The organism is Mesorhizobium sp. KACC 23794, assembly GCF_052180275.1.
Classification (GTDB): domain Bacteria; phylum Pseudomonadota; class Alphaproteobacteria; order Rhizobiales; family Rhizobiaceae; genus Kumtagia.
Genome location: NZ_CP197465.1, coordinates 3,110,119 through 3,135,094 on the forward strand (window position 1 = coordinate 3,110,119; position 24,976 = coordinate 3,135,094).

23 protein-coding genes are annotated in these 24,976 nt (G+C 63.6%); 19 read left to right on the plus strand and 4 right to left on the minus strand.

All coding sequences use genetic code 11. From position 1 onward, the window contains the following. The first annotated feature begins 10 nt into the window (after positions 1–10). The 11 genes from ACSBOB_RS15190 (at position 11) to ACSBOB_RS15240 (ending at position 12,784) form a co-directional block, all read left to right on the plus strand. The gene (locus ACSBOB_RS15190; protein ID WP_442583218.1) at positions 11–1,783 is read left to right on the plus strand and encodes a hydantoinase B/oxoprolinase family protein; all 1,773 of its coding nucleotides are present in this window, start codon (positions 11–13) and stop codon (positions 1,781–1,783) included. 205 nt (positions 1,784–1,988) lie between these two features. Beyond that, on the plus strand, positions 1,989–3,287 hold the full coding sequence (locus ACSBOB_RS15195) for an ABC transporter substrate-binding protein (RefSeq protein ID WP_442583219.1): 1,299 nt from the start codon (positions 1,989–1,991) through the stop codon (positions 3,285–3,287). 163 nt (positions 3,288–3,450) lie between these two features. Next, on the plus strand, positions 3,451–4,329 hold the full coding sequence (locus tag ACSBOB_RS15200) for an ABC transporter permease (protein ID WP_442583220.1): 879 nt from the start codon (positions 3,451–3,453) through the stop codon (positions 4,327–4,329). Next, positions 4,329–5,162, plus strand: a complete 834-nt coding sequence (locus tag ACSBOB_RS15205; RefSeq protein ID WP_442583221.1) for an ABC transporter permease — start codon at positions 4,329–4,331, stop codon at positions 5,160–5,162. The genes ACSBOB_RS15200 and ACSBOB_RS15205 overlap by 1 nt, the downstream gene beginning before the upstream one ends. A gap of 5 nt (positions 5,163–5,167) precedes the next feature. After that, on the plus strand, positions 5,168–6,337 hold the full coding sequence (locus tag ACSBOB_RS15210) for an ABC transporter ATP-binding protein (protein ID WP_442583222.1): 1,170 nt from the start codon (positions 5,168–5,170) through the stop codon (positions 6,335–6,337). Between the two features lie 334 nt (positions 6,338–6,671). Next, positions 6,672–8,051: an amidase family protein gene (locus ACSBOB_RS15215; protein WP_442583223.1), complete on the plus strand. Its 1,380-nt coding sequence runs from the start codon at positions 6,672–6,674 to the stop codon at positions 8,049–8,051. Positions 8,052–8,073: 22 nt separating this feature from the next. Next, positions 8,074–8,469 (plus strand): carboxymuconolactone decarboxylase family protein, encoded by a 396-nt coding sequence (locus tag ACSBOB_RS15220; protein WP_442583224.1) that lies wholly within the window; start codon positions 8,074–8,076, stop codon positions 8,467–8,469. A gap of 1 nt (position 8,470) precedes the next feature. Next, positions 8,471–9,379 carry an NAD(P)-dependent oxidoreductase gene (locus tag ACSBOB_RS15225; protein ID WP_442583740.1) on the plus strand — a complete coding sequence of 303 codons (909 nt, stop codon included), beginning with the start codon at positions 8,471–8,473 and terminating at the stop codon, positions 9,377–9,379. A gap of 3 nt (positions 9,380–9,382) precedes the next feature. Beyond that, complete coding sequence (locus tag ACSBOB_RS15230) at positions 9,383–10,321, plus strand: N-carbamoyl-D-amino-acid hydrolase (protein ID WP_442583225.1); 939 nt, start codon at positions 9,383–9,385, stop codon at positions 10,319–10,321. 54 nt (positions 10,322–10,375) lie between these two features. Then, entirely contained in the window at positions 10,376–11,833 is a 1,458-nt protein-coding gene (hydA, locus tag ACSBOB_RS15235; protein WP_442583226.1) for a dihydropyrimidinase, read from the plus strand. A 54-nt stretch (positions 11,834–11,887) separates the two neighbouring features. Beyond that, complete coding sequence (locus ACSBOB_RS15240) at positions 11,888–12,784, plus strand: NAD-dependent epimerase/dehydratase family protein (RefSeq protein WP_442583227.1); 897 nt, start codon at positions 11,888–11,890, stop codon at positions 12,782–12,784. A 361-nt stretch (positions 12,785–13,145) separates the two neighbouring features. Here ACSBOB_RS15240 and ACSBOB_RS15245 read toward each other — a convergent pair whose 3' ends face one another. After that, positions 13,146–13,556: a DUF3830 family protein gene (locus ACSBOB_RS15245; protein WP_442583228.1), complete on the minus strand. Its 411-nt coding sequence runs from the start codon at positions 13,554–13,556 to the stop codon at positions 13,146–13,148. 219 nt (positions 13,557–13,775) lie between these two features. Here ACSBOB_RS15245 and ACSBOB_RS15250 point away from each other — a divergent pair, with 219 nt between their 5' ends. From ACSBOB_RS15250 to ACSBOB_RS15270, 5 genes are all read left to right on the plus strand, one after another. After that, complete coding sequence (locus ACSBOB_RS15250; protein ID WP_442583229.1) at positions 13,776–14,681, plus strand: polysaccharide deacetylase family protein; 906 nt, start codon at positions 13,776–13,778, stop codon at positions 14,679–14,681. Between the two features lie 63 nt (positions 14,682–14,744). Next, entirely contained in the window at positions 14,745–15,056 is a 312-nt protein-coding gene (locus ACSBOB_RS15255; protein WP_442583230.1) for a hypothetical protein, read from the plus strand. Positions 15,057–15,079: 23 nt separating this feature from the next. Continuing rightward, on the plus strand, positions 15,080–16,015 hold the full coding sequence (locus tag ACSBOB_RS15260; protein WP_442583231.1) for a CobW family GTP-binding protein: 936 nt from the start codon (positions 15,080–15,082) through the stop codon (positions 16,013–16,015). 59 nt (positions 16,016–16,074) lie between these two features. Then, positions 16,075–16,695 (plus strand): isochorismatase family protein, encoded by a 621-nt coding sequence (locus ACSBOB_RS15265; protein WP_442583232.1) that lies wholly within the window; start codon positions 16,075–16,077, stop codon positions 16,693–16,695. 88 nt (positions 16,696–16,783) lie between these two features. Continuing rightward, a complete protein-coding gene (locus tag ACSBOB_RS15270) occupies positions 16,784–17,584 on the plus strand; it encodes a S1/P1 nuclease (RefSeq protein WP_442583741.1) in 801 nt (266 codons plus the stop codon). A gap of 55 nt (positions 17,585–17,639) precedes the next feature. On the opposite strand, the gene mmsB is transcribed toward ACSBOB_RS15270, so the two are convergent. From mmsB to chvE, 3 genes are all read right to left on the minus strand, one after another. Next, the gene (gene mmsB, locus ACSBOB_RS15275; RefSeq protein WP_442583233.1) at positions 17,640–18,896 is read right to left on the minus strand and encodes a multiple monosaccharide ABC transporter permease; all 1,257 of its coding nucleotides are present in this window, start codon (positions 18,894–18,896) and stop codon (positions 17,640–17,642) included. Next, complete coding sequence (mmsA, locus tag ACSBOB_RS15280) at positions 18,893–20,446, minus strand: multiple monosaccharide ABC transporter ATP-binding protein (protein WP_442583234.1); 1,554 nt, start codon at positions 20,444–20,446, stop codon at positions 18,893–18,895. The genes mmsB and mmsA overlap by 4 nt, the downstream gene beginning before the upstream one ends. Positions 20,447–20,571: 125 nt before the next feature. Next, positions 20,572–21,582, minus strand: a complete 1,011-nt coding sequence (chvE, locus tag ACSBOB_RS15285; protein ID WP_442583742.1) for a multiple monosaccharide ABC transporter substrate-binding protein — start codon at positions 21,580–21,582, stop codon at positions 20,572–20,574. A gap of 385 nt (positions 21,583–21,967) precedes the next feature. Between chvE and ACSBOB_RS15290 the strand changes: the two genes are divergently transcribed. From ACSBOB_RS15290 to ACSBOB_RS15300, 3 genes are all read left to right on the plus strand, one after another. Beyond that, positions 21,968–22,924 (plus strand): LysR family transcriptional regulator, encoded by a 957-nt coding sequence (locus tag ACSBOB_RS15290; RefSeq protein ID WP_442583235.1) that lies wholly within the window; start codon positions 21,968–21,970, stop codon positions 22,922–22,924. Positions 22,925–23,034: 110 nt separating this feature from the next. Then, on the plus strand, positions 23,035–24,027 hold the full coding sequence (araD1, locus tag ACSBOB_RS15295; RefSeq protein WP_442583236.1) for an AraD1 family protein: 993 nt from the start codon (positions 23,035–23,037) through the stop codon (positions 24,025–24,027). 13 nt (positions 24,028–24,040) lie between these two features. Further along, positions 24,041–24,970: a Gfo/Idh/MocA family protein gene (locus tag ACSBOB_RS15300; protein WP_442583237.1), complete on the plus strand. Its 930-nt coding sequence runs from the start codon at positions 24,041–24,043 to the stop codon at positions 24,968–24,970. Positions 24,971–24,976: the final 6 nt, after the last annotated feature.

Sequence of the window (24,976 nt, forward strand, 5' to 3'; positions counted from 1 at the left end):
GGAGGCTCGGATGGTGAAAGAAGTCGATCCCATCAGCTTGCAGGTCATCGGCGGGGCGCTGCACTCCATCGCCGAGCAGATGGGCAACGTTCTCTACCGCATGAGCTATTCGTCGATCATCCGCGAGAGCCAGGATCTCGGCGCCGGCCTGTTCGACCGCGACTACAACACGCTCTGTGAGAGCGATTCCACGCCGATGCATATCGGCTCGCTGCCGGGCTATCTGCGCGGTATCGAGAAGACGATCCGGCTCGACGCCTGGAAGCCGGGCGACTGCGTCATCCACAACCATCCCTATTTCGGCGCCAGCCATTCGCCGGACATTGGCATCGTCATGCCGGTCTTCCATAGTGGTGAACTCGTCGGCTTCTCCGCCAACACCGCGCATCACGTCGACATCGGCGCCGCGACGCCGGGTCTGGTCATCGATATCCCCGACGTGTTCGCCGAAGGAATGCTGCTCAACGGGCTGAAACTCTACAATGAGGGCGTGCGCAACGAGGCGCTGTGGACTTTCATCCGCGGCAATACCCGCGTGCCCGGCCTGGTGATGGGTGACCTTGAGGCGCAGATCGCCTCCGCCGAACTCGGGGTGCGGCGTTTCGAGGAGTTGCTGACCACCTATGGCAAGGACACGGTGATCCAGGCGACAAAGCAGTTGATGGACTACACCGAGGCGATGCTGCGTCGGGAGATCGCCAAAATCCCGGACGGTGATTATGTGGCCGAAGGTTTTCTCGACGATGACGGCCGCAACCGTGGTGTGACCCTGCCGCTGAAGGTCACCGTCAAGGTGCGCGGAGATGGCGTCGAGGTCGACACCACCGGCTCATCGGCGCAGGTGCCGACCGCCTTCAACGTGCCGTTCGATGGCTCGACCAAGGTCGCATGTTTCTTCGCCTTCCGCGCGCTGCTGCTCGATACCTATACGCATGAGGAATACATCCCGCAGAACGAAGGGTCGTTCCGGCCGGTCAAGGTGACGTCGCCGCTGGGATCGATCTTCAACCCGATCGCACCCGTGGCCGCCGAGGCGCGCTTCAGCCAGATTCAGCGGCTCTGCGATCTGATCATCAAGGCGCTTGCGCCGGTGCTGCCGGACAAATGCACGGCGGGCAACGCGGCGGTGCTGTCGTTTGCTGCCTATTCGGGCGTGCGGCCGAACGGCGACTACTGGGTGTTCCTCGAAGTCAACGAGGCGGCGATGGGCGGGCGGCCGCTGTCGGACGGGCCTGATACGGTCGAGGAACTGATGCGCAACACGCGCAACAACCCGCTGGAAGATCTCGGCATGCACCTGCCGCTGATCTGCGACCGCTACGAGGTGCGCGACGACGCGCCTCCCGGCGCCGGAAAATTCCGTGGCGGGGCAGGGGTGGTGAAGTCGCAGCGCTACCTCAGCCCGGGTTTCATGACCCATGAGAGCGACCGCAACGAGGATGCGCCGTGGGGCATCTTCGGCGGCAAGGAAGGCGCCTGCAGCAAGGTCGAGATCAGGAACATCCACACCGGCAAGACCAGCTTCCAGCCAGCGAAGTTCTCCGGCCTGCGCACCGAAGAAGGTGACGTCGTCACCTATTATTCGCCGACCGGCGGCGGCTACGGCGACCCGCTGGAGCGCGATGCAGAAAAGGTATTGGACGACGTGCTGGACGGTTTTATCACCGTCGAGCATGCTCGCGACGATTACGGTGTGATCCTCGGTGAGGTGGACGATGGATATGGATGGGCGCTCGACGCGGAGGCCACCCGCAAGCTGCGCGCCGAACTGGCGCGCCCGTAAGCCGGCAAAACGACATTCCTCCCTGGGGCGGGGATTTGATTTGCCGGAAAAACCTCCGCGGAGGATAGTGAGGAAGAAAGCAGGGACGTGCATCACTTTCGGGACGGCGCTGGCCTATCGGCCTCGCACATAAGACCGTGACACACTCGGCGCGGAAGCGGCGACGTCCAACTCGTGTAAATCAACTGCAATGGGAGACTTAGACATGAAAAAGACGAACGGAATTCTGAACAAGGGTATCTCTCGCCGCTCTGTGCTGAAGGGCGGCGCCGCCCTTGCCGGCGCGGCGGCGGGCTCCGGCGTCATCACCGGCTTTCCGACCGTGTGGGCACAGAACATCAAGGACGTGACGCTGGTGCACACCGGCATGTCCTATTCAACCATCATCGACATCGCCAACCAGGCCAGCAAGGACCTCGGCTTCAAGATCGAGATGTCGGTGGTCGACCATCCGGGCCTGCTCAACCGCATGGTCAACGACCCGAACTCCATCGACATCGCCGACATGGAGATCTGGCAGACCAAGGTGGCTGTGCCGCAAGGTGTCACCCAGGCCGCTGAAATCGCCAAGATCAAGGACTGGGCTCAGCTCACCCCGCTCTATACGGAAGGCAAGTTCGCCGGCAAGGAAGTGTCGCTGCAGGGCGATGCGCCGATCAAGTTCATGTACCGCGACGCCGTTGACGCCAAGACCTTCGCCGCAGGCAAGACCGACTTCGCTACCTTCGTGCCCAGCGTCTACAACGCCGACACGCTGGGTATCCGCCCGGACCTCGTCGGTCGCGACATCACGACCTGGGCCGACCTGTTCTCGCCCGACTTCAAGGGCAAGGCGGCGATCCAGAACATCCCGACCAACGGCATCATGGACGCCATGATGGCGATGGAGGCTGCCGGCGAGATGAAATACGGCGACAAGGGCAACCCGACGCAGGAAGAATTGACCAAGACGATCGCACGCCTGATCGAGCTTAAGAAAGCGGGCCATTTCCGGGCGCTGTGGAGCACGTTCGACGAGAGCGTGAACCTGATGGCGGCCGGCGAGGTGGTTATCCAGTCGATGTGGTCGCCGGCCGTCACAGCCGTGAAGGGCCAAGGCGTGAAGTGCGTCTACCAGCCGCTCAAGGAAGGCTATCGCGGCTGGGGCAACGGCCTTGCGCTGATGGCGCATCTCGATGGCATCAAGAAAGATGCCGCCTACGAGTACCTGAACTGGTACAATTCCGGCTGGGTCGGCGGCTTCATCGCCAAGCAGGGCTACTACAGCGCCAATGTCGAGACCGCGAAAGCAGCGCTGACCGAGAACGAGCGCGGCTTCTTCTACGAGGGCAAGGCGGCGACCGCCGACATCACAAGCCCGACCGGCGAGAAGACCAACTCGGCCGGCGAGGTGCGTGACGGCGGCTCCTACGAGGAGCGTTTCTCGCAAGTGGCGGTGTGGAACAACCTGATGGACCAGGCCGAGTTCCTCTACGCCAAGTGGAACGAGTTCAACGCGGCGTGATCGTGTAGCTGTCTTCTCCCCGTTCACGGGGAGAAGTTGCCGGCACGCAGATGAGGGGCGGCGCCAGCCTTCAACCTTCTGCGTTGCCCCTCATCCGGCCCTTCGGGCCACCTTCTCCCCGTAAACGGGGGGAAGGAAACTGCCGCAACAACCGGGTTTTGGAATGACGCCTACGCCATCGACCAGCAGAGCTTCGCTCACGACCTATCTGCAGGTCGCGCCGCTGACGCTGGTGCTTTTCTTCTTCTTCGCGATTCCCGTCGCTCTGGTCGTGGTTGTCAGCTTCTTCCGCTACCAGATGCTGGTCGGCATCGTGCCGGACTTCACGCTGAAGAACTACATCGACCTGTTCTCCAACCCGACCACCTGGACGCTCTATCTCTCGACGCTGAAATTCACGCTGATCGTGCTGGTCATCACCTTCGTGCTGGGCTTCTGGATCGCCTATTTCCTCGTCTTCCATGTCCGCAACCTGCTCACGGCGATCGGCCTGTTCCTGGTCTGCACCGTGCCGTTCTGGACGTCCAACATCATCCGGATGATCTCGTGGCGGCCGGTGCTCGGCACCGAGGGCCTGATCAACAGTGCGCTGCTCAAGTTGGGCGTCATCGACCAGCCGCTGCAATGGCTGCTCTATTCGGATTTCTCGGTGGTGGTCGCCTACGTCCATTTGTTCACGCTGTTCATGATCGTGCCGATCTTCAATTCGATGGCACGCATCGACAAGTCGCTGCTGGAGGCCGCGGTCGACGCCGGCGCCACGCGCTGGGGCGTGGTCTGGAACGTCGTGCTGCCGCTCTGCAAGACCGGCATCGCGCTGGGTGCACTGTTCGTCGTCACGCTGGTGATGGGCGACTTCTTCGTCGTTACCGTGATGAGCGGCGGTCTTTCAGGGTCGGCCACGTCGGGCATCTTCAACGACCTGCAATTCCTCAATTATCCACGCGCGGCGGCAAACGCGGTGATCCTGCTGATCGTGGTGCTGCTCATTGCGTCGGCCATCTTCAGATTGGTCGACGTGCGCAAGGAGCTTGTCCGCTGATGTCGGCTTCGCCCTCCTATGGCCCGCGGCCCTGGACCTTCTACGTCCTGGCATTGCTGTTCACGCTGTTCGTCATCTTCCTCTACGGGCCGATGATCGCGGTGCTGGTGCTGTCGTTCCAGGGACCGTCGGCGTCGCTGGTCTTCCCGCTGCGCGATCCCGGCTTCATGTGGTTCGATGAGCTGTTCAATCCGCGCCGCACCGGCGACGTGGCCGGCGCCTTCAACCGCTCGCTGCCGCTCGCCCTCATCGTCATGTTCATGACGGTTCTGATTTCGGTGACGGCGGGTTTTGCCTTCCGCAAGCGGTTCCGCGGGTCGACGGCGATCTTCTACATGGCGATTGCCAGCCTGATCGTGCCCGGCCTTGTGCTTTCGATCGGCATCCTCGTCACGTTCCGGTATCTCGGCCTGTCGGCGACATGGTACGGCTCGGCGCTCGGCGCGCATCTGACGTGGGCGCTGCCGTTCGGCCTGCTGATCATGTTCGCTGTGCTCGGACGGCTCAATCCGTCCTACGAGGAGGCCGCGCACGACCTTGGCGCGTCGCGCTGGCAAACGGTCAAGGAAGTTGTCGTGCCGATCGTCTTCCCCGGCATGATCGCCGTGGCGCTGTTCGGCTTCACACTGTCCTATGACGAGTTCCCGAGAAGCTGGCTCACAGTCGGCACCAAGAACACGCTGCCGCTCGAGATCTGGACGATGACAACCAACGTCACGTCGCCGGCACTCTATGCGCTGGGCACGGTCACCACCATCGTCTCCTTCGCCGTGATCGCGCTGGCGCTGTCCTCGATCATCCTCATTCAACGCAGACGTTCCCGCGGAAAATAACAAGTATGGCGAATTCATCTGGCAAGGGCGGCGCGGCGCAGGGATCGGGCGATATCCGTCTGGTCAATGTGACCAAGCAGTTCGGCAATTCCTACGCGGTCAAGGATATCAACCTGACCATCCCGCATGGCTCCTATTGCTGCCTGCTCGGACCGTCGGGCTGCGGCAAGACCACGATCCTGCGCATGATCGCCGGCCACGAGACGCCGACCTCCGGCGAAATCTTTATCGGCAGCGACATGGTGGTCGGCAAGCCGCCGGTGGAGCGCGGCACGGCGATGATGTTCCAGAGCTACGCGCTGTTCCCGCACCTCACCATCCAGGACAACGTCGCCTTCTACCTGAAGATGCGCGGTGTCGGTAAGGAGGAGCGACGGGCGCGGGCGCTGGAGATGCTGCAGCGCGTGCAGCTCGACCACCTCAAGGACCGCATGCCGGCGCAGCTTTCCGGCGGCCAGCAGCAGCGCGTGGCGCTGGCCCGCTCGCTGATCACCAACCCGAAGGTGCTGCTGCTCGACGAGCCGCTTTCGGCGCTGGACGAGTTCCTGCGGCTCAGGATGCGCGGCGAATTGAAGAGCCTGCAGAACGAACTCGGCATCACCTTCGTTCACGTCACCCACACGCAGCCGGAGGCGATCGCGCTGGCCGACATGGTGGTGGTGATGGATACGGGCCGCATCGACCAGGCCGATACGGCGAACGTGATCTTCGACAAGCCGGCGACGCCCTATGTGGCGCGCTTCATGGGCGGCCAGAACGTGTTGACGGGCACCGTGACCGACGGCGCCGCGCCCGGTGCGATCCGCCTGAAGGCGGCCGACGGCTCGCAGTTCGAGACGAAGGCCGATGGCGAGAGGCCGAAATCGGAACTGTCGGTGGCGGTGCGCCGCGACCGCATCCGGCTGCGCCGCCGCAACGGCAATGCGCCGTCGAATGCCGTCAACTCGCTATGGGGCGTGGTCTCGGCGACGGAATACCAAGGCAGCTATGTCAAGGTGACGCTGGATGTTGGCGGGCGGGAATTCGTCGCCAACGTTTCGGACCGCGATTATTTCGCCGAGCCGGTGGAACGCGGCGATCCGGTCGTGGCCAGCTGGAAGACGGAGGATGTGCATATCCTCGGCAAGGTCGACACCGGCGGGGCGGGCGATCCGTATCTCGACGCGGGTCACTGAGGCGCTTCAGCGTCTGAGCGGTTGACGCCGCCTGCAACGGGCGAGGCGAAGAAGGAAGAACGGGCAAGGTCGCTCTCGCAAGGTTGCCGGGCTCCCGTTCAGATGAAACCTGATGGTCCCGGTCCGGGACCGCAACGCGCGGGCAAAGGCCTTGCGTGGAGGAAATGTATTGCCCGGCCGCCGGCGCGTGTCTGCCTGCCTGGCGACCGAGGGTGGAATGCAAAACCGGAGCGTGTCCGTTGAGGAAACAACGGACGGGACGCCTCGCGCATGCGGCGCGCGGCGCAAGAGAACTATTGCTGGCGATCCCGTCGCCGCGAGCAGGGAGCAGGACGTGACCGACATAGACAGAATCGCCAACCGCACGGCAGCCGGCATCGCGCTGGCTTACAGGAGCGGCGAGGCCGGGCCGGTAGCGGTCACCGAATGCCTGCTCGACCGTATCGGCAAGGCGAAGGCCGACAACATCTTCATCACCGTTACGCCGGAGCGGGCGCTCGACGAGGCGCGCAAGGCCGAAGCCCGCTATCGCGACGGCAAGCCGCTGTCGGCGCTGGATGGCGTGCCGATTGCCTGGAAGGACATTTTCGACGTCGCCGGCGCGCCGACCACGGCAGGCTCGATCCTGTTCAGGGACACGCCGGCAAAGCTGGCCGACATGCCATGCGTGGCGAGCGTGGCCGCCGCGGGTATGGTGACGGTCGGGAAACTCAACATGACCGAGTTCGCCTATTCCGGCCTCGGCCTCAATCCGCATTTCGGCACGGCGCTCAATCCCAACGACCGGGCCACGCCGCGTTCCCCCGGCGGCTCGTCTTCCGGTTCGGGCGCAGCCGTCGCCGCGCGACTCGTGCCCTGCGCTGTCGGCTCGGATACCGGCGGATCGGTGCGCGTGCCGGCCTCCTTCAACGGCACGGTCGGCTACAAGACCAGCACCGGCCGCATCGACAAGACAGGGCTTGTCCCGCTCGCTACCACCTACGACACGATCGGCCCGCTGGCGCGCTCGGTCGAGGATTGCGTTCTGCTCGATATGCTCCTGCGCGGCGAGGCCGTCTCGCCGGTGCGCCGCGCCGATCTGCGTTCGCTGACGCTGGTTGCGCCGACCAATATCGTGACTGACGACGCGCAGCCGGCCGTTCTGGAAAACTACGAACGTTCACTGGAAGCGCTGGCGCGGGCCGGCGCAACCATCCGCCGGCAGCGGGTCGAGGCGCTCGACCACGTCGTCGATATGACTGCGCAGTTCGGCACGCTCATCGCCGCCGAGGCCTATACCGAATACAACGAAATTGCCGACAGCGAGCAGGGCCAGCGGATCGACCGCCGCGTGCTCTTCCGCATGCTCGGCGGCAAGAAGATGTCGGCGCGCGACGTGCTGTCGATCCAGCGTGGCCGGCAACGTTTTATCCCGATGGTCGCCGCCCAACTCGCCGGTGCGCTGCTCGTCATGCCGACCACGGCGATCACCGCGCCGGAAGTCGCGCCGCTCGAAGTCGACGACGACCTCTTCCACAAGGTCAATCTCAGGACGCTGCGCAACACCGCCGTCACCAATGTGCTCGACCTCTGTGGCGTCGCCCTGCCAAACGGCCGCGACGGTGGCGGTCTGCCGACCAGTTTCCTCGTTTCGGCACCGCATGGCGACGACACGCGTCTTCTCGGCCATGCATTGGAAATCGAACGCGTGGTGCGCGAGGTTGGCGCGATATGATTGAAAACCGGGAGTTTTGACGATGACGGAAGGCAAACCCAGGTCCGAAAAATTCGAGCGCGGGCTGAAAACACGCCGCGCCGTGCTCGGCTCCGATTATGTCGACCGCTCGCTCGAACAGGCGGACGACTTTAACTGGGCCATGCAGCAACTCACCACCGAGTGGTGCTGGGACGAGATATGGAACCGCCCGGGCATCGACCGGCGGACGCGCTCCGTGCTGAACCTCGGCATGATCGCCGCACTCAACCGGCCGCATGAGCTGAAGCTGCATGTGCGCGGCGCGATCAACAACGGGCTGACCAAGGACGAGCTGAAGGAAATATTCCTGCAGATCGGAGTCTATTGCGGCGTGCCGGCCGCACTCGACAGTTTCCGCATCGCCAAGGAGGTTATCAAGGAGATGGGGATTGACTGACATCGATCCATCCGCCCAAGAGCCAGTCGCCTTCATCGGCCTTGGCATGATGGGCCTGCCGATGGCCTCGCGGCTGGTTGCCGCCGGTTTTTCCGTGCACGGCAGCGACCTTTCGGAGCAGGCGCTGGCGGTTTTCGCGGCGGCGGGCGGAATCGGCTGTACCTCCGCGCGGAAGGCTGCCGAAGAGGCTTCGATCGTCATCACTATGTTGCCCAATGGGGCCATTGTCCGCGACGCGCTGCTCGGCTCGGGTGGCGCGGCCTTGGCATTGTCGCCTGGCTCCTTGGTCATCGACATGAGTTCGTCGGCGCCGATGGAGACCCGCCGGCTTGCCGAGAATCTTTCGGTGAGGAACATCTCCCTTGTGGACGCGCCAGTCTCCGGCGGCGTGAAGCGCGCCATATCCGGCACGCTGGCGATCATGGCGGGCGGCGATCCGGTGCAGATCGAGCGCGCCCGGCCGCTGCTCGCCGCCATGGGAAGCACCATCATCCACACCGGCGAACCCGGCTCTGGTCACGCCGTCAAAGCGCTCAACAACTACGTCTCCGCCGCCGGCTTGGTGGCCGCTTGCGAAGCCGTGCTGATTGCCGAAAAATTCGGAGTCGACCCAAACGTGCTGGTCGACGTGCTCAATGTCTCGACCGGCAAGAACAACTCCACCGAACTGAAACTCAAGCCCTTCATACTCTCCGGCAGTTTTGCATCCGGCTTCTCGATGGCTTTGATGGCCAAGGACCTGCGCACGGCAGCCGATCTCTCGGAACAACTCGGCGTCGACGCCAAGGGCGCGCAAAACGCCGCCGCACTCTGGGCGGAAGCCGCGGCCACGCTCGGCAAGGCGGCCGACCACACCGAAATCCACCGCTTCGTCGCGGCGCGCGGCGGCAAGCCGGAAAAGGGAGGCTGACAGATGGCACGCATCGTCCACGCGGCGGCGGCGCAGATGGGGCCGATCGCCAGATCGGAAACCCGCAAGGACACGGTTGGAAGGCTGATCGCGCTGATGCGCGAAGCGAAGGGCAGGGGGGCCGAACTCGTCGTCTTCACCGAGCTTGCGCTCACCACCTTCTTCCCGCGCTGGCTGATCGAGGACGAGGCGGAGCTCGACAGCTTTTACGAGAAGGAGATGCCGGGACCGGAAACCCGGCCGTTGTTCGACGAGGCGAAAACACTCGGCGTCGGCTTCTATCTCGGCTATGCGGAACTCGTGGTCGAAGACGGCCGCAAGCGGCGCTTCAACACCGCGATCCTGGTCGATCGATCCGGCGCCATCATCGGCAAATACCGGAAAGTGCACCTGCCCGGCTTCGCCGAGCCGCAGCCGCGCGACCACCAGCATCTGGAGAAGCGCTATTTCGAGCCGGGCAATCTCGGCTTCAAAGTCTGGCGCGGTTTTGGCGGCGTCATGGGCATGTGCATCTGCAACGACCGCCGCTGGCCCGAAACCTACCGCGTCATGGGCCTTCAGCAGGTCGAGATGGTCATGCTTGGCTACAACACGCCTTACAACCACACGGGACATGCGGACATCGACAGTCTGACGCAATTTCACAACCATCTCTCTATGCAGGCGGGCGCCTACCAGAATGCGACTTGGGTGATCGGCACGGCAAAATGCGGTGTGGAGGAAGGATCGAACATGGTCGGCCAGAGCGCCATCATCGCGCCGTCGGGCGAGATCGTTGCGCAGGCGGTGTCGCTGGAGGACGAGATCATCACGGCGCGCTGCGACCTCGACCTCGGCAAGCGTTATCGCGAGACGATCTTCAATTTCGCCAAGCATCGCGAGCCGGAAGCCTATAGGCTGATCGTCGAGCGCAAGGGGGCGGTTCCGCCGCCCGGGGAATGAGGCGCCGGGAAACAACGGGATCGGTCGCATGACCACAGAAAGAGGAGAAGCTTGATGTCCACAGTGATCAAGGGCGGCACGATCGTGGCCGCGGATCGCACCTATGAGGCGGATATCCTGATCGAGGGCGAGACGATCTCGGCCATCGGCAAGGATCTCAAGGGCGACAAGACGATCGACGCCGAGGGTGCCTACATCATGCCGGGCGGCATCGACCCGCATACCCATCTCGAAATGCCGTTCATGGGCACCACCGCGGCCGAGACCTGGGAAAGCGGCACTTTTGCCGCGTTGTCCGGCGGCACCACGCTTGTCGTCGACTTCGTCATCCCCGGCGAGGCCGGCATGATCGCCGCGCTCGATGACTGGGAAGGCAAGGCGAAGCGCCAGGCGTCCTCCGACTACTCGCTGCATATGTGCGTCAATGGCTGGTCGAAGAAACATTTCGACGAGATGCCGAAGGTCATCGAGCGGGGCATCAACACATTCAAGCACTTCATGGCCTACAAGGGTGCGCTGATGGTCAACGATGACGAGATGTTCGCCTCGTTCCAGCGCTGCGCGGCACTTGGCGCCCTGCCGTTGGTGCATGCGGAGAACGGCGACATCGTCGCCGCACTCCAGCAGAAATACATGAACGAGGGCAACACGGGGCCGGAGGCGCATGCCTACTCCCGTCCGCCGGAGGTCGAGGGCGAGGCGACCAACCGTGCCATCATGATCGCCGACGCAGCCGGTGTGCCGGTCTACATCGTGCACACCTCTTCCGAGCAGGCGCATGAAGCCATCCGCCGCGCCCGCCAGAAGGGCATGCGCGTCTATGGCGAGCCGCTGATCCAGCACCTTACGCTCGACGAGACGGAATATTTCAACAAGCAGTGGGACTATGCCGCGCAGCGCGTGATGAGCCCGCCCTTCCGCGACAAGAGCCACCAGGATTCGCTGTGGGCCGGTCTTGCCGCCGGCTCGCTGCAGGTCGTCGCAACCGACCATTGCGCCTTCACCACCGCCCAGAAACGTACCGGGCTCGGAAACTTCACGAAGATTCCGAATGGCACCGGCGGTCTCGAGGACCGGCTTTCGGTGCTGTGGACCAAGGGCGTCGAGACCGGTCGGCTGACGCAGAACGAGTTCGTCGCGGTCACCTCGACCAACATCGCCCGCATCCTCAACATCTATCCGCAGAAGGGCGCGATCCTGCCCGGCTCGGACGCGGACCTGGTGGTCTGGGATCCGAAACTGTCGAAGACGATTTCGGCCGCCAACCAGAAGTCGATCATCGATTACAACGTTTTCGAGGGCGTAAAGGTGAACGGGCAGGCTCGCTACACGCTGTCGCGCGGCGACGTGGTGTGGTCGTACGGGCAGAACTCGCAGCCGCAACCCGGCCGCGGCAAACTGGTCAAGCGTAAGCCGTTCCCGGAGGTCAACCGCGCGCTGTCGACCTGGAAGGAACTGACCGCGCCGCGCGCCGTCACGCGCTCGGCCGAGCACATGCCGATCGGCGTGTGATTTTTTCCTCCGCGGGCGGCGACCGCCGCCCGCTGCTCGTGGGTTGGACTCACAATGACCGAAACCATTTTGCTGACCGGCGCGGCCGGCCTGATCGGCCGCGTGGTGCATCATATGCTGTGCGAGCGTGGCGACAGGGTCATAGCCATCGACCGCATCGGCGGCGAGAATATCACAGCCTGCGACCTGACCGAGGTCCATCGGCTGTACGAACTCGCCGCTACCGTAACGGCGGTCGTACACTGTGGCGCGATCTCGGGACCGATGGTGGCGCGGGACAATCCTTTTCTCATCGTTTCGTCTAATGTCGTCGGCACGGCGAATGTCCTAGAACTGGCACGGGTCCGAAAAATGCGGCGGGTCGTCTGCTGTTCGTCGGTCAGCGCCTACGGCAACACGCCCGCGGGGCTCGACCTCGTGCCAGAAGATGTGCCGTTGAGACCGACCAGCGTCTACGGTGCGAGCAAGGCTGCCGGTGAACATCTGCTGGACGGTTATGCGTTCCAGCACGGCATTGATGGTGTCAGCATCCGGCCGGCCTGGGTCTATGGACCGGGACGTACGACGGAATGCGGGATCCGCACCATGATTCTCGATGCGCAGGCCGGTCGTACCACGCATTTTCCTTTCGGGTGCGATTTCTATCGACAGTACGTGCATGTCGACGATGTCGCGACAGCGCTGGTCCTCGCGCTGGACATGGAAAAGCTGCCGCGCCGCAGCTACACGATCACCGGCGGCAGCTACATCACGCTCGCCGAAGTGGCGCAGACGGTGAAGCGTGTGCTGCCGCAGGCCGATATCACGATGGGAGCCGGCCCCGACCCGATCGACGACGTGCAGGCGCGCTTCGACATTTCGGCGGCCGAGCGTGACCTCGGCTATCGCCCTTATGTCACGCTGGAGGATGGTGTCTGCTCCTATGCGGATTGGCTGGCCGCGCAGCGATGACGCATGGATTGCGGCCTCCTGTCGAGTGCGGGTGCCTTCCCGAGGCGGCAGCCCCGTCGGTCGGTTTCCTTCCGTGAAGTACCGGCTGAATTGCGCCATTACGCGGGCTGCGTAATGGCGCAAAATGCCGAGGAACGGTCGCTCGGAATGTTTTGACCGGGGCCATAGGCCGGTTATGAAATCGAACCCACCCTGAAGAAACATGTCCGCACTCCTTGACAGGCAAGGCTATTTGCGACATGAACAAATCATGAACACCTGAAAGAGTCAACGCCACCACGCAATTTCTGACAGGTGCGATTTGCAGGGTCTCGTTGCGGTCAGGGTGTGATGGGGCGGAGACGGGATTGCGTGGCCTGTCCTATCCGTTGCGGAAACAGATCGGCTGCGCGCCTTCCCACAGCGCCAGCCGCCCGATTTCTGGCAGGCGGTCGAGTCCGGAGGTCAGTGTGATGAAATGGTTGCCGGCGAGTTGGCCCATCTTGGAGGCGAAATGGACGCCGCCATAGGCGAGCAGAATCTCGGTTTCCGAGATACCGCCGGGATAGAGGAGGACTTGGCCGGGCGCGGGGTAACTCGTATGGTTCTCGTAGCCGACGCCGAAATTGGTGTCGCCCAGCGGGATCCACACCGCCTCGCCGCTCCAGCGCACATGTACGATCTTGCCGTCAAACGGCAGGCGGCTGGCGAAGGCGGAACAGGTCTTTGGCGCCTTTTCTGTTTCAAGCCGAGCATCGAATGTCATTCCGGCGATTTCGACGGTGAGCGGCATTGTTTTCCTCCCTTTTGCATTGCGCCGAACGGCTGCACATCCGGCAATATGAATCCCGCATCAATTGATGCTATCCTAATCTTAATCTTCAGCTTCTCATGTCTAACCCCTTATCATGGATAAAGAAAATTCTGGATTTCTCAAGGAAGCCATGATCCAATCGAAGAAGGAACGAGTGATCCAGCACGCTGCCCGGGCAGCCTTAATGGGAGAGTGGAGATGGCCAGGAAAGAAATCATCTGCGCGTTCGGCACCGACATCGATTCGGTCGCGGGCCAGATCGGGTCCTATGGCGGCGGCGATTCGCCGTCGGACATCCAGCGCGGCATCTTCGCCAGCGAGGTCGGCAACATCCGCCTGCTCAATTTGTTCAAGAAATATGATTTGAAGACCAGCTTCTTCATCCCCGGCCACTCGATCGAGACCTTCCCCGACCAGGTGAAGCGCATTGTCGACGAGGGTCATGAGATCGGCGCGCACGGTTATCTGCACGAAAACCCGATCGCCATGACGCCGACGCAGGAAGAGGCGGTGCTTGCGAAGTCGGTCGACCTGATCGAAAAGCTCTCCGGCAGGAAGCCGCGCGGCTATGTGGCGCCGTGGTGGGAGATGTCGGCCGCGACGGCCGATCTGCTGCAGAAATACGGATTCAAATACGATCACAGCCAGGGTTATCGCGATTTCCAGCCGTTCTACGCCCGCGTCGGCGATAGCTGGAACGTCATCGACTATTCCAAGAAGGCCGAGGAGTGGATGCATCCGCTAAAGCACGGCAAGGAGATCGACCTCGTCGAGATTGGCGCGAACTGGTATGTCGACGACCTGCCTCCGATGATGTTCATGAAGAAGGTGCCGAACAGCCACGGCTTCATGAACCCGCGCGACATCGAGAGCATGTGGCGCGACCAGTTCGACTGGGTCTATCGCGAGATGGATTATGGCGTCTTCCCGTTCACAATCCACCCGGACGTCAGCGGCCGGCCGCAGGTGTTGCTGATGCTGGAACGCCTGATCGAATATATCAACGGCCATGACGGGGTGAAATGGATGACCTTCGAGGAGATCGCCGAGGATTTCCGCAAGCGGTTTCCGTTTGCCGCCGGCAAGCGGCCGGAAGTCATCTAGCCGCCGCTATTTCGGCCGATATCGAAGGCGGGCCGCGCCGCCTTCGCGGAAGAGGAGATCGCCATGTGCGCGAATTGCGGAAATCCCGCCGCGCCGGGGCATTGGACCGAGGCGGGCGCTGCGGGGTCGGGCGAGCGCTTGCGCGCGCGGTTCCGCCGCTCGCAGGTGCTGAGGTCGGTCCTGCCTTCCTATGGTCTCGCCGCACATGACGGGGGGATCATCCCCGGCATCCAGCTTTCCACTCTGTCCGGCCAGGAAGTGATCGTCCAGAACCTGGAGGTGTTCTGGGTCGAGGCGGAGCGAATGATCGGCAGGCCGGTCGATCCGCTCGATCCACGCTTCCTTGGTCGCGGCGGCGAGCGCGAGGTCGCCTGACGGTGGCCGCCGCAGAGACCCGGATGCGGCTCACCGTGCTCGGCGGATTCCTTGGCTCGGGCAAGACCACATGGCTGCGCCATCAGTTGCATGAAGGCCGGTACAGTGACGCCCACATCATCGTCAACGAGGCGGCGGAGACGCCGGTCGACGACGCGCTTCTGCAAAAATCATCGGCGTTGACGGTGCTGGCCGGCGGCTGCGCCTGCTGTGCCGGACTCGCCGACCTCATTGCCGCCCTGCGAACCCTGTGCGATGAACGCAGCCGCTCTCTTTCGAGCGAAAGCCGGCTGCAACGTATCGTGCTGGAGACCAGCGGCCTTGCCGATCCGGGCGCCATCGTCGAGGCGGTCCGCGGCGATCCGATGCTGGTGCATCACATTGTGGTCAGCGAGATCGTGGTCGCTGTCGATGGGTTGCATGGGCTGTCGCAGCTTGCCTGCGAGCCGCTCGGGCGTCGGCAAGCGGAAATCGCCGACCGGCTTGTCGTCACCAAGCTCGACGCGGCCGAACCGGATACGTTGGCGCGGCTGGTCGCCACCTTGAAACGGCTCAATCCCGGCGCGGCGATCGGCGGCGCGATCAACGGGTCGGAGGCGCCGCCGCCGCAGGATGCCGGGGCGGAACCTGCCGATCTGCCGGATCTCTCGGGCGAAAGCGCCGCGCCGATCTTCGCCACCCGCCTCAAGCTCGACGAGACGGTCGACTGGACGGCCTTCGGCGTCTGGCTGTCGGCGCTTTTGCATGCGCGTGGCGACCAGGTGATGCGGGTCAAGGGCGTGGTGCGCACGCCGGCCGGCCGGCTGCTGCTGCAAAGCGTGCGCAAGATCGTGCAGTCGCCCGAACTCCTGCCCGAGCAGGGTGATGCCCGCGAGGATGACACGATCGTCGTCATCGGCCGGGGCTATGAGGCGGATGATTTGAGGCGGTCGTTGAACTATTTCGCCGGCGTCCGTTAGGCTGTTCGATGCCGGCGCTCCGGCGTCGAGAACGCAGACACGGCAAGGGGAGGGACGGGATGACCACCGACGATGCTGACGTCTACCGCCGGCAGCAGTTCGGCGCCAGGACCGGTTTCGGCAAGTCTCCGGCGCTGTTGGTGGTCGATTTTGTCAACGGCTTCCACGACCCGGACATCCTTGGCGGCGGCAATATCGCCGAGGCGGTGATCGCGACGCGCCCGTTGCTCGACTTTTTTCGCTCGCGCGGGCTTCCGGTCGTCTTTACCCGCATCGTCTATGCCGAGGACGGTTCGGATGCGAGCCTCTGGTCGGAAAAGCTGCCGCGCCTGCGCAGCCTCACCGAGACCGCCTACGAAAGCCAGGTCGTGGCGGCGCTCGCGCCGCGCACCGGCGAGATCGTCGTGCGCAAGACCCAGGCCTCCGCCTTCTTCGGCACGCCGCTCTCGGCCACCCTGTTCCGGCTCGGCGTCGACACGCTCATGGTTTCCGGCTGCACCACTAGCGGCTGCGTGCGCGCCAGCGTCATCGACGCCATGAGCCTCAACTACCGCACCGTCGTCGTCACCGATTGCGTCGGCGATCGGGCGCTGGGGCCACATCACGCCAACCTGTTCGACATGGGCCAGAAATATTCCGACCTGATGACTTGCTCCGAGGTTCTGGCGGCGCTGGGCTGATCGCTTCCGCAGGCCGCGCCGGAGAGTGCCGGACAGCACGATGCTGCCATGCTGATATCCGCCCCGATCCACGCTATCCTGCGTGACGATGATACGAATCCTGCTCGTGCTTGTCCTGCTTGCCGCCGATCCGGCGTCGGCGCTGGCCTGGGGCCGCGCCGGCCACGCGATCGTTGCCGAAATCGCCGAACGCCATTTGTCGCCCGAGGCACGCAGGCAAGTCGATACGCTGCTCGCCACCGAGGGCGCAAAAAGCATGGCCGAGGTGTCGCTGTGGGCGGACCTGATCAAGGCGTTGCGCATTCCCGGCCAGCCGTCGCATGTCGTGCGCCTGCCGCTTGACCATTCCAGCTATGACCCGGCAAAGGTCTGCAAGACGGGCCGCTGCATCGTTGCCGCTATCGATGCCTATTCGGCCGTGCTGGCGGACCGCGACAACGAGGCGGCGGCGCGGGTCACCGCGCTGAAATATCTGGTCCACCTGGTCGGCGACCTGCACCAGCCGCTGCACGCCAGCGCCGACACCGGTGCGCGGGCGGTGATGCTCAATGGCTCGGTGACGAGGCTCCACGACGTCTGGGACGACGCCATCATCGACAACCAGGGCGCGGACTGGCGCGCGCTGGTCACCACGGTCGAAGCCGATCCCATCGTGCCCGATACAAGTTCGACGCCGGCCGGCTGGGCGCTGGAGGGCAGGGATATCGCCCGCGACCGGATTTTCACGGACCCAGATCTGCAAACCCGTCGCCGCGACGTGCTGCCGTGGCTGCCGAAAACCTATCTGGACGAAAACTGGCCGATCGTGCGCCAGCGGCTGAAGCAGGGCGGATACAGGCTGGCCGCGCTGCTCAACCGCGCGTTGGACAAGGCGCCCAACGCGGACTGAATCGCCGGCTGCATCCTGCCGGCGGCAATGCTGGGAGATCTCCTGGGAAGATCGTTCAGGCCTTCTTCTTGTTGTAGAGGTCGAAGGCGACCGCGCCGAGCAGCACAAGGCCCTTGATGACCTGCTGCCAGTCAATGTTGATGCCCATCACGCCCATGCCGTTGTTCATGACGCCCATGATGAAGGCGCCGATGACCGCGCCGGTCACCTGGCCGACGCCGCCGAGAGCCGAGGCGCCGCCGACGAAGACCGCGGCGATGACATCCAGCTCCAGTCCCGCGCCGGCCTTCGGCGTCGCCATGTTGAGGCGCGCCGAATAGATCAGCCCGGCCAGCCCGGCCAATGCGCCCATGATGACGAAGATGTAGAAGGTCAGCCGCTCGGTGTGGATGCCGGACAGCGCCGCCGCCTTGAGGTTGCCGCCCATCGCGTAGATGCGCCGGCCGAAGGTCATGCGTGTGGTGACGAAAACGAACAGCGCGATCAGGATGCCCATCACCACCAGGACGTTGGGCAGGCCCTTGAACGAAGCGAATTTGTACATCAAGAACAGGATGATGCCGGCGATGACCAGGTTCTTGATCACGAAGAAGACGAACGGCTCCGCGTCGTAGCCGTGGCTTTCGCGGTTCTTGCGGCTCTTCAGCGCGAAATACAGCATTGCGACGACGATCAGCACGCCGATCAGCATGGTCGTCGAATGCAGCACCACGCCGGTCCCCGGCGTCGGTGCGCCCGAGGCGTTGAGCGTCGGCGCCACCAGCGTCAGAGGGCCGATGAAATCGGGAATGAAGCCGGCGCTGAGCGACTGGAACAATGGCGGGAAGGGGCCGACGGAGCGGCCGCTGAGCACATTGAGCAGCAATCCCTTGAACACCAGCATTCCGGCCAGCGTGACGATGAAGGACGGGATCTTCATGAAGGCGATGAAATAGCCCTGCGCGCCGCCGATCACCGCGCCCAGCGCGATGCACAGCAGGCCCGCGAGCAGCGGGTTCATGCCGTAGTCGACCATCAGGATCGCCGCCACGGCACCGATGAAGCCGGCCACGGCGCCGACCGACAGGTCGATGTGGCCGGCGACGATGACCAGCAGCATGCCCAGCGCCATGACGATGATGTAGGAATTCTGCAGAACGATGTTGGTGAGGTTGACCGGGTAGAACAGGACCCCGTTGGTCATGAAGTAGAAGAACAGCATGATCGCGATCAGCGCGATCACCAGCCCATATTCGCGCAGGTTCTCCTTCATCGCGGACTGCGCGGACGCCTTGGCGGCGCTGACGGTCGGCGCGGCGGTTTCGGTGCTCATGACGCTGCCCTCTCCAATTGTTCCTCCTGGGCTGTCCCCCGCACGATCGCCCGCATGATCTTTTCCTGCGAGGCCTCGTGCCCGGCGAGTTCACCGACGATGCGGCCTTCGTTCAGCACGTAGATGCGGTCGCATATGCCGAGAAGTTCCGGCATCTCGGAGGAGATGACGAGGATGCCTTTGCCTTCGTCGGCCAGCTTGTTGATGATCGTGTAGATTTCATATTTGGCGCCGACGTCGATGCCGCGCGTCGGTTCGTCGAGGATCAGCACGTCGGGATTGGCGAACAGCCATTTCGACAGCACCACCTTCTGCTGGTTGCCGCCGGAAAGGTTGCCGGTGATCTGGTAGACGCTGGACGACCGGATGTTGGTCTTCCTGCGGTATTCGTTGGCGACCTTCAGCTCGTCCATGTCGTCGATGACGCCGCTTTTCGAGACGCCCGGCAGGTTGGCGATGGTCACATTGTGCTTGATGTGGTCGATCAGGTTCAGCCCGTAGACCTTTCGGTCCTCTGTGGCATAGGCGAGACCGTTTGCAACTGCCTTGCCCACCGTCGAGGTGTCGGCCTTCTTGCCGTGCAGGAAAACTTCGCCGCTGATGTTGACGCCATAGCTGCGGCCAAAGACGCTCATGGCGAGTTCCGTGCGCCCCGCGCCCATCAGGCCGGCGATGCCGACCACCTCGCCCTTGCGGACCGAGAGATTGACGTTCTTGATGATCTGTCGCTCCGGATTGAGCGGGTGATAGACCGACCAGTTCCTGACCTCGAAGATGGTCTCGCCGATCTTCGGCGTGCGCGACGGGTAGCGGTTCTCCAGCGTCCGCCCGACCATCGAGGTGACGATGCGGTCCTCGGTGATGTCGGCCTTGTCCATCGTCTCGATCGAACGGCCGTCGCGGATGACGGTGATCTGGTCGGCGATGCGTTTGATCTCGTTCAGCTTGTGGCTGATCATGATCGAGGTGATGCCCTGCGTCTTGAATTCGAGCAGCAGGTCGAGCAGCGCCTGGCTGTCCTTTTCCGACAGAGACGCCGTCGGCTCGTCGAGGATGAGCAGCTTGACGTCCTTGGCCAGCGCCTTGGCGATCTCGACCAGCTGCTGCTTGCCGGTGCCGATGTTGGTGATCAGCGTATCGGGGTCTTCCCGCAGGCCGACCTTTTTCAACAGCTCGCCGGCGCGCCGCCGCACCTTGTCCCAGTTGATGACGCCGTTGGTCGCCTGCTCGTTGCCCAGAAACATGTTCTCGGCGATCGACAGCATGGGGACCAGCGCCAGCTCCTGGTGGATGATGACGATGCCCACCTTCTCGCTGTCGTGGATGCCGTTGAAACGGCATTCCTTGCCTTCGTAATGGATCGAGCCGTCATAGCTGCCGAACGGGTAGACGCCGGACAGAACCTTCATCAGCGTCGACTTGCCGGCGCCGTTCTCGCCGCAGATGGCGTGGATGTCGCCGCGCCGGACCTTGAGATTGACGTCTTCCAGCGCCTTCACGCCCGGAAACGTCTTGGTGATGGCGCGCATCTCCAGGATGATGTCGTTCATGAGCCCGCTGTCCTGCTCCCAAGTCGCGGCAGGCCGCGTATTCGTTCGCGGCGCCGGAACGCAGCGTACACAAGGCGGAAGAAGACCGGAAGGCCCGCTTGCACGGGCCTTCCGGCTGTTGTGGATTACTTGATGTCTTCGGCCTTGATGTAGCCGGAGTCGACGAGCACCTTCTGGATGTCGTCCTTGTAGACGGCAACCGGCACCAGCAGGTAGGACGGAACCACCTTCACGCCGTTGTTGTAGGTCTTCTCGTCGTTGATCTCCGGCTTGCCGCCGGCGAGGATCGCGTCGACCATCGTGGCGGTGACCTTGGCCAGTTCGCGCGTGTCCTTGAACACGGTCGAATACTGCTCGCCGGCGATCATCGCCTTCACCGAAGGCACTTCGGCGTCCTGGCCCGAGATGATCGGCCAGGGCTGTTCGGCCGAACCGTAGCCGACGCCGCGCAGCGACGAGATGATGCCGCGGGACAGGCCGTCATACGGGGCGAGGACCGCGTCGACGCGGCTGCCGTCCGAGTAGTTGGCCGACAGGATGTTGTCCATGCGGGCCTGCGCGACAGCGGCGTCCCAACGCAGCGTGCCGACCTTCTCCATGCCCATCTGGCCCGACTTGACGACGAGGTCGCCCTTGTCGATCAGCGGCTGGAGGACCGACATCGCGCCGTCGTAGAAGAAGAAGGCGTTGTTGTCGTCCGGCGAACCGCCGAACAGCTCGATGTTGAACGGACCCTTCTTTTCCGGATAGCCGAGGCCCTTGAGCAGCGATTCGGCCTGCAGCACGCCGACCTTGAAGTTGTCGAAGGTGGTGTAATAGTCGACATTGCCGCTGTCGCGGATCAGGCGGTCATAGGCGATGACCTTGACGCCCTTGTCGGCAGCCTGCTGGAGAACGGCCGACAGTGTGGTGCCGTCGATCGAGGCGATGACCAGGACCTTGGCGTCCTTGGTCACCATGTTCTCGAGCTGGGCGAGCTGGTTCGGGATGTCGTCTTCCGCATACTGCAGGTCGACGGTGTAGCCCTTGGCTTCCAGAGCGGCCTTAAGCTCGTTGCCGTCGCTGATCCAGCGCAGCGAGGATTTTGTCGGCATCGCTATTCCGACCAGGCCCTTGTCCTGCGCGAAGGCCGGCATGGACAGCGCGGAGCAGGCGGCGAAGCCGGCCGCCGCGACGGCAAGAATGGTTCTTCTGGTAAAGTTCACGGTAATTTCTCCCTTTAGGATTTTCGGGGCGCCTTGCGCGGTCGCCCACGTCACGAAGCCGGCCCATGCGGGCATTGTTGTTTTTCTGCTATTCCTCCCGGCGCTCCGGGACCCCGTGACAAGCGCATGAATGACCGCGCCGTCAGGGCAGGCCCTGAGACGATCCGACCCTGTTCCTAATTCGATATAACTGTCAAATAAGATTTCTGACAAATGATATGCCGATTTTGATATATGGGGCAGGAATGCGCCGGAAAGGGCGGGATCGGCGATGCGGGATATACGAATCGATTTAGATGCGACCGAACAGCGCGATATGCCTGCAGTCGGGGCCGACATGCTGCTGCGCAGCGGCATCAAGCTCGCCCATATGCGGATGATCGTGGCGCTGGACGACCATGGCCAGGTCAGCGCCGCGGCGCAGGTGCTGGGCATGTCGCAGCCCGCCGCGTCGCGCATGATTTCGGAGATGGAAGGCATTCTCAAGGTGCCGCTCTACGAACGGCTGTCGCGCGGCGTCGGCCTGACCGCCTATGGCCAGGCATTGGCGCGGCGGGCCCGCGCCATCCTGCTCGAACTGCGCGAGGTCGACCGCGAGATCTCCGATCTGCGGCTGGGCAAGGGTGGTTCCGTCTTCCTCGGCTCGGTGACCGCGCCGGCGATCGAACTCGCCGTGCCGGCCATCCGCAAGATGCGCGAGCAGAACCCGCGGCTGGAGGTCAACTTCCAGGTCGACACCAGCGCCGTGCTTTCGCGCGAACTGCTCGCGTCGCGCCACGACTTCATCATCGCGCGCATCCCCGACGATCTCAATCCGCGCCTGTTCGAGAGCCGCGAGATCGGCGTCGAGCGGGCCTGCCTGATCGTGCGGCGCGGCCACCCGCTGGCCGGGCGCGGCGTCGTGCCGGCCGAAAGTCTCGTCGGCTACGACTGGGTGTTCCAGCCGGCAGGCTCGTTGCTGAGGCGCACCATGGAGCGCATCCTGCTCTCCCGCAACGTGGCGCTGCCGGAGCGCATGCTCAACACCGGATCGCTGCTGCTCACGCTCGTCATGGTCGCGCAGTCCGACGCCATCGCGCCGGTCTCGGTCGAGGTGGCGCGGTTCATCGGCGGCGAGCATGGCCTTGGCGGTGCGATCGATATCCTGCCGGTGGAGTTCGAGATCGACGTCCAGCCCTACAGCCTCATCAAGATGCGCAACCGCGAACTGTCTCCGGCGGCCGCTTCCCTCTATCAATACATCATCGACGAGATCGGCCAGGTTTCCGTTTGACGGCGCCCGTCGCATCGCGGCGGCTATACACTTCTGAAAAGTCGTACTATATGACTTTTCAGCCCAAGCAGATTTCCAGGGAGGAGCCGGCGTACCGCCGGTAGGCACATATGGCACTAAGACTGGTTCAGCTCACCCAGAATGGCGAACGGCATGTCGCGGCTGTGGACGACAGCGGTGCGGCGAAACTGGTGGGCGGCGTATCCTCCACCTACGATCTGGCGCAGCGCGCCATCGCCGAGGGCAAGAGCTTGGAGGCGACCGTGGCCGCGCTGCCGGCCGGGCCGGCCGTCGATCTTGCCTCGGCACTTGCCGAGGGCAGGGTGCTTGCCCCCATCGACCATCCCGATCCGTCGCATCTGATGCTGGCCGGCACCGGCCTGACCCATCTCGGCTCGGCCGAGGGCCGCGACAAGATGCACAAGGCAGCCACTTCAGCGGAAAAGCCCACCGATTCGATGCGCATGTTCCTGATGGGCGTCGAGGGCGGCAAGCCGAAGCCGGGCGAGGTCGGCGCGCAGCCCGAATGGTTCTTTAAAGGCGACGGCTCCAGCGTGATCGCGCCGGGCGCGCCGCTCACTTCGCCTTCCTTCGCCGAGGACGGCGGCGAGGAGCCCGAGATCGCCGCGATCTACGTCATCGGCCCGGACGGCACGCCGTTCCGCATTGGCTACGCGCTCGGCAACGAGTTCTCCGACCACGTCACCGAGCGGCAAAACTATCTCTGGCTGGCGCATTCAAAACTGCGTCCGGCCTCGATCGGCCCGGAACTTTTGACCGGCCCGCTGCCCGGCCATGTCGAGGGTTTTTCGCGCATCCGCCGCGGCGGCGAGGTGATTTGGGAAAAGCCGTTCCTGTCTGGCGAGGACAACATGTCCCATACCATCGCCAACCTCGAGCACCATCATTTCAAATACGATCTGTTCCGCCGCCCCGGCGACGTGCATGTGCATTTCTTCGGCACGGCGACGCTGTCGTTCTCGGATGGCATCAAGCCGCAGGATGGCGACGTGTTCGAGATCGAGGCGAAGCCCTTCACCTTGCCGCTGCGCAACCCGCTGGCCACCGACAAGGCCTCGGGTTTTTCGGTAAAGGCGCTGTAGGAGAAGTTTTCCCATGGCTCCTATCCGCATCGCCATCGTCGGCGTCGGCAAGATCGCCCGTGACCAGCATGTGCCGTCGATCTGGGGCAACCGCGATTTCGAACTGGTGGCGACTGCCAGCCGTCACGGCACGATCGACGGCGTGCCAAGCTTTCCCGACATCGAATCGCTGCTGGACGGCGTCGAGAACCTTGATGCGGTCGCGCTGTGCATGCCGCCCGGCCCGCGCCACGCGGCCGCGGTGAAAGCGCTGGCCGCCGGAAAGCATGTGCTGCTGGAAAAGCCGCCCGGCGCCACCGTCTCCGAACTCGACGACCTGATTGCCTCGGCCAAGACGGAAAAAGTCTCGCTGTTCGCCACCTGGCATTCGCGTCATGCCGCCGGCGTCGCCAAGGCCAAGGCGTGGCTGGCAACCCGCACCGTCCGTTCGCTCAGGGTCGACTGGAAGGAAGACGTGCGCAAATGGCACCCCGGCCAGGCCTGGATCTGGGAGCCTGGCGGTTTCGGCGTGTTCGATCCCGGCATCAATGCGCTGTCGATCGTCACCGAGATCCTGCCGATGCCGATCTTCCTCACCTCGGCGACGCTGTTGTTCCCAAAAAACCGGGCGCAGCCGATCGCCGCCGATCTCGTCTTCGCCGACAGCGCCGGCGAGGACCGCGCCAGCGCCACCTTCGACTGGCGCCAGACCGGCCCGCAGACCTGGGATATCCGCGTCGTCACCGATGACGGCGAGTTGTTGCTGCAATCCGGCGGTGCAAAACTGCTGATCAGGGGCGAACTCGTCGTCGACCAGGGCGACGTCGAATATGCCGACATTTACAGGCATTTCGCGGAATTGATCGCGGCCCGACAAAGCGATGTCGACCTACGGCCGCTGCGCCATGTCGCCGACGCCTTCATGGTCGGCCGGCACGATTTTACAGAACCTTTCGAAGACTGAAGAAAC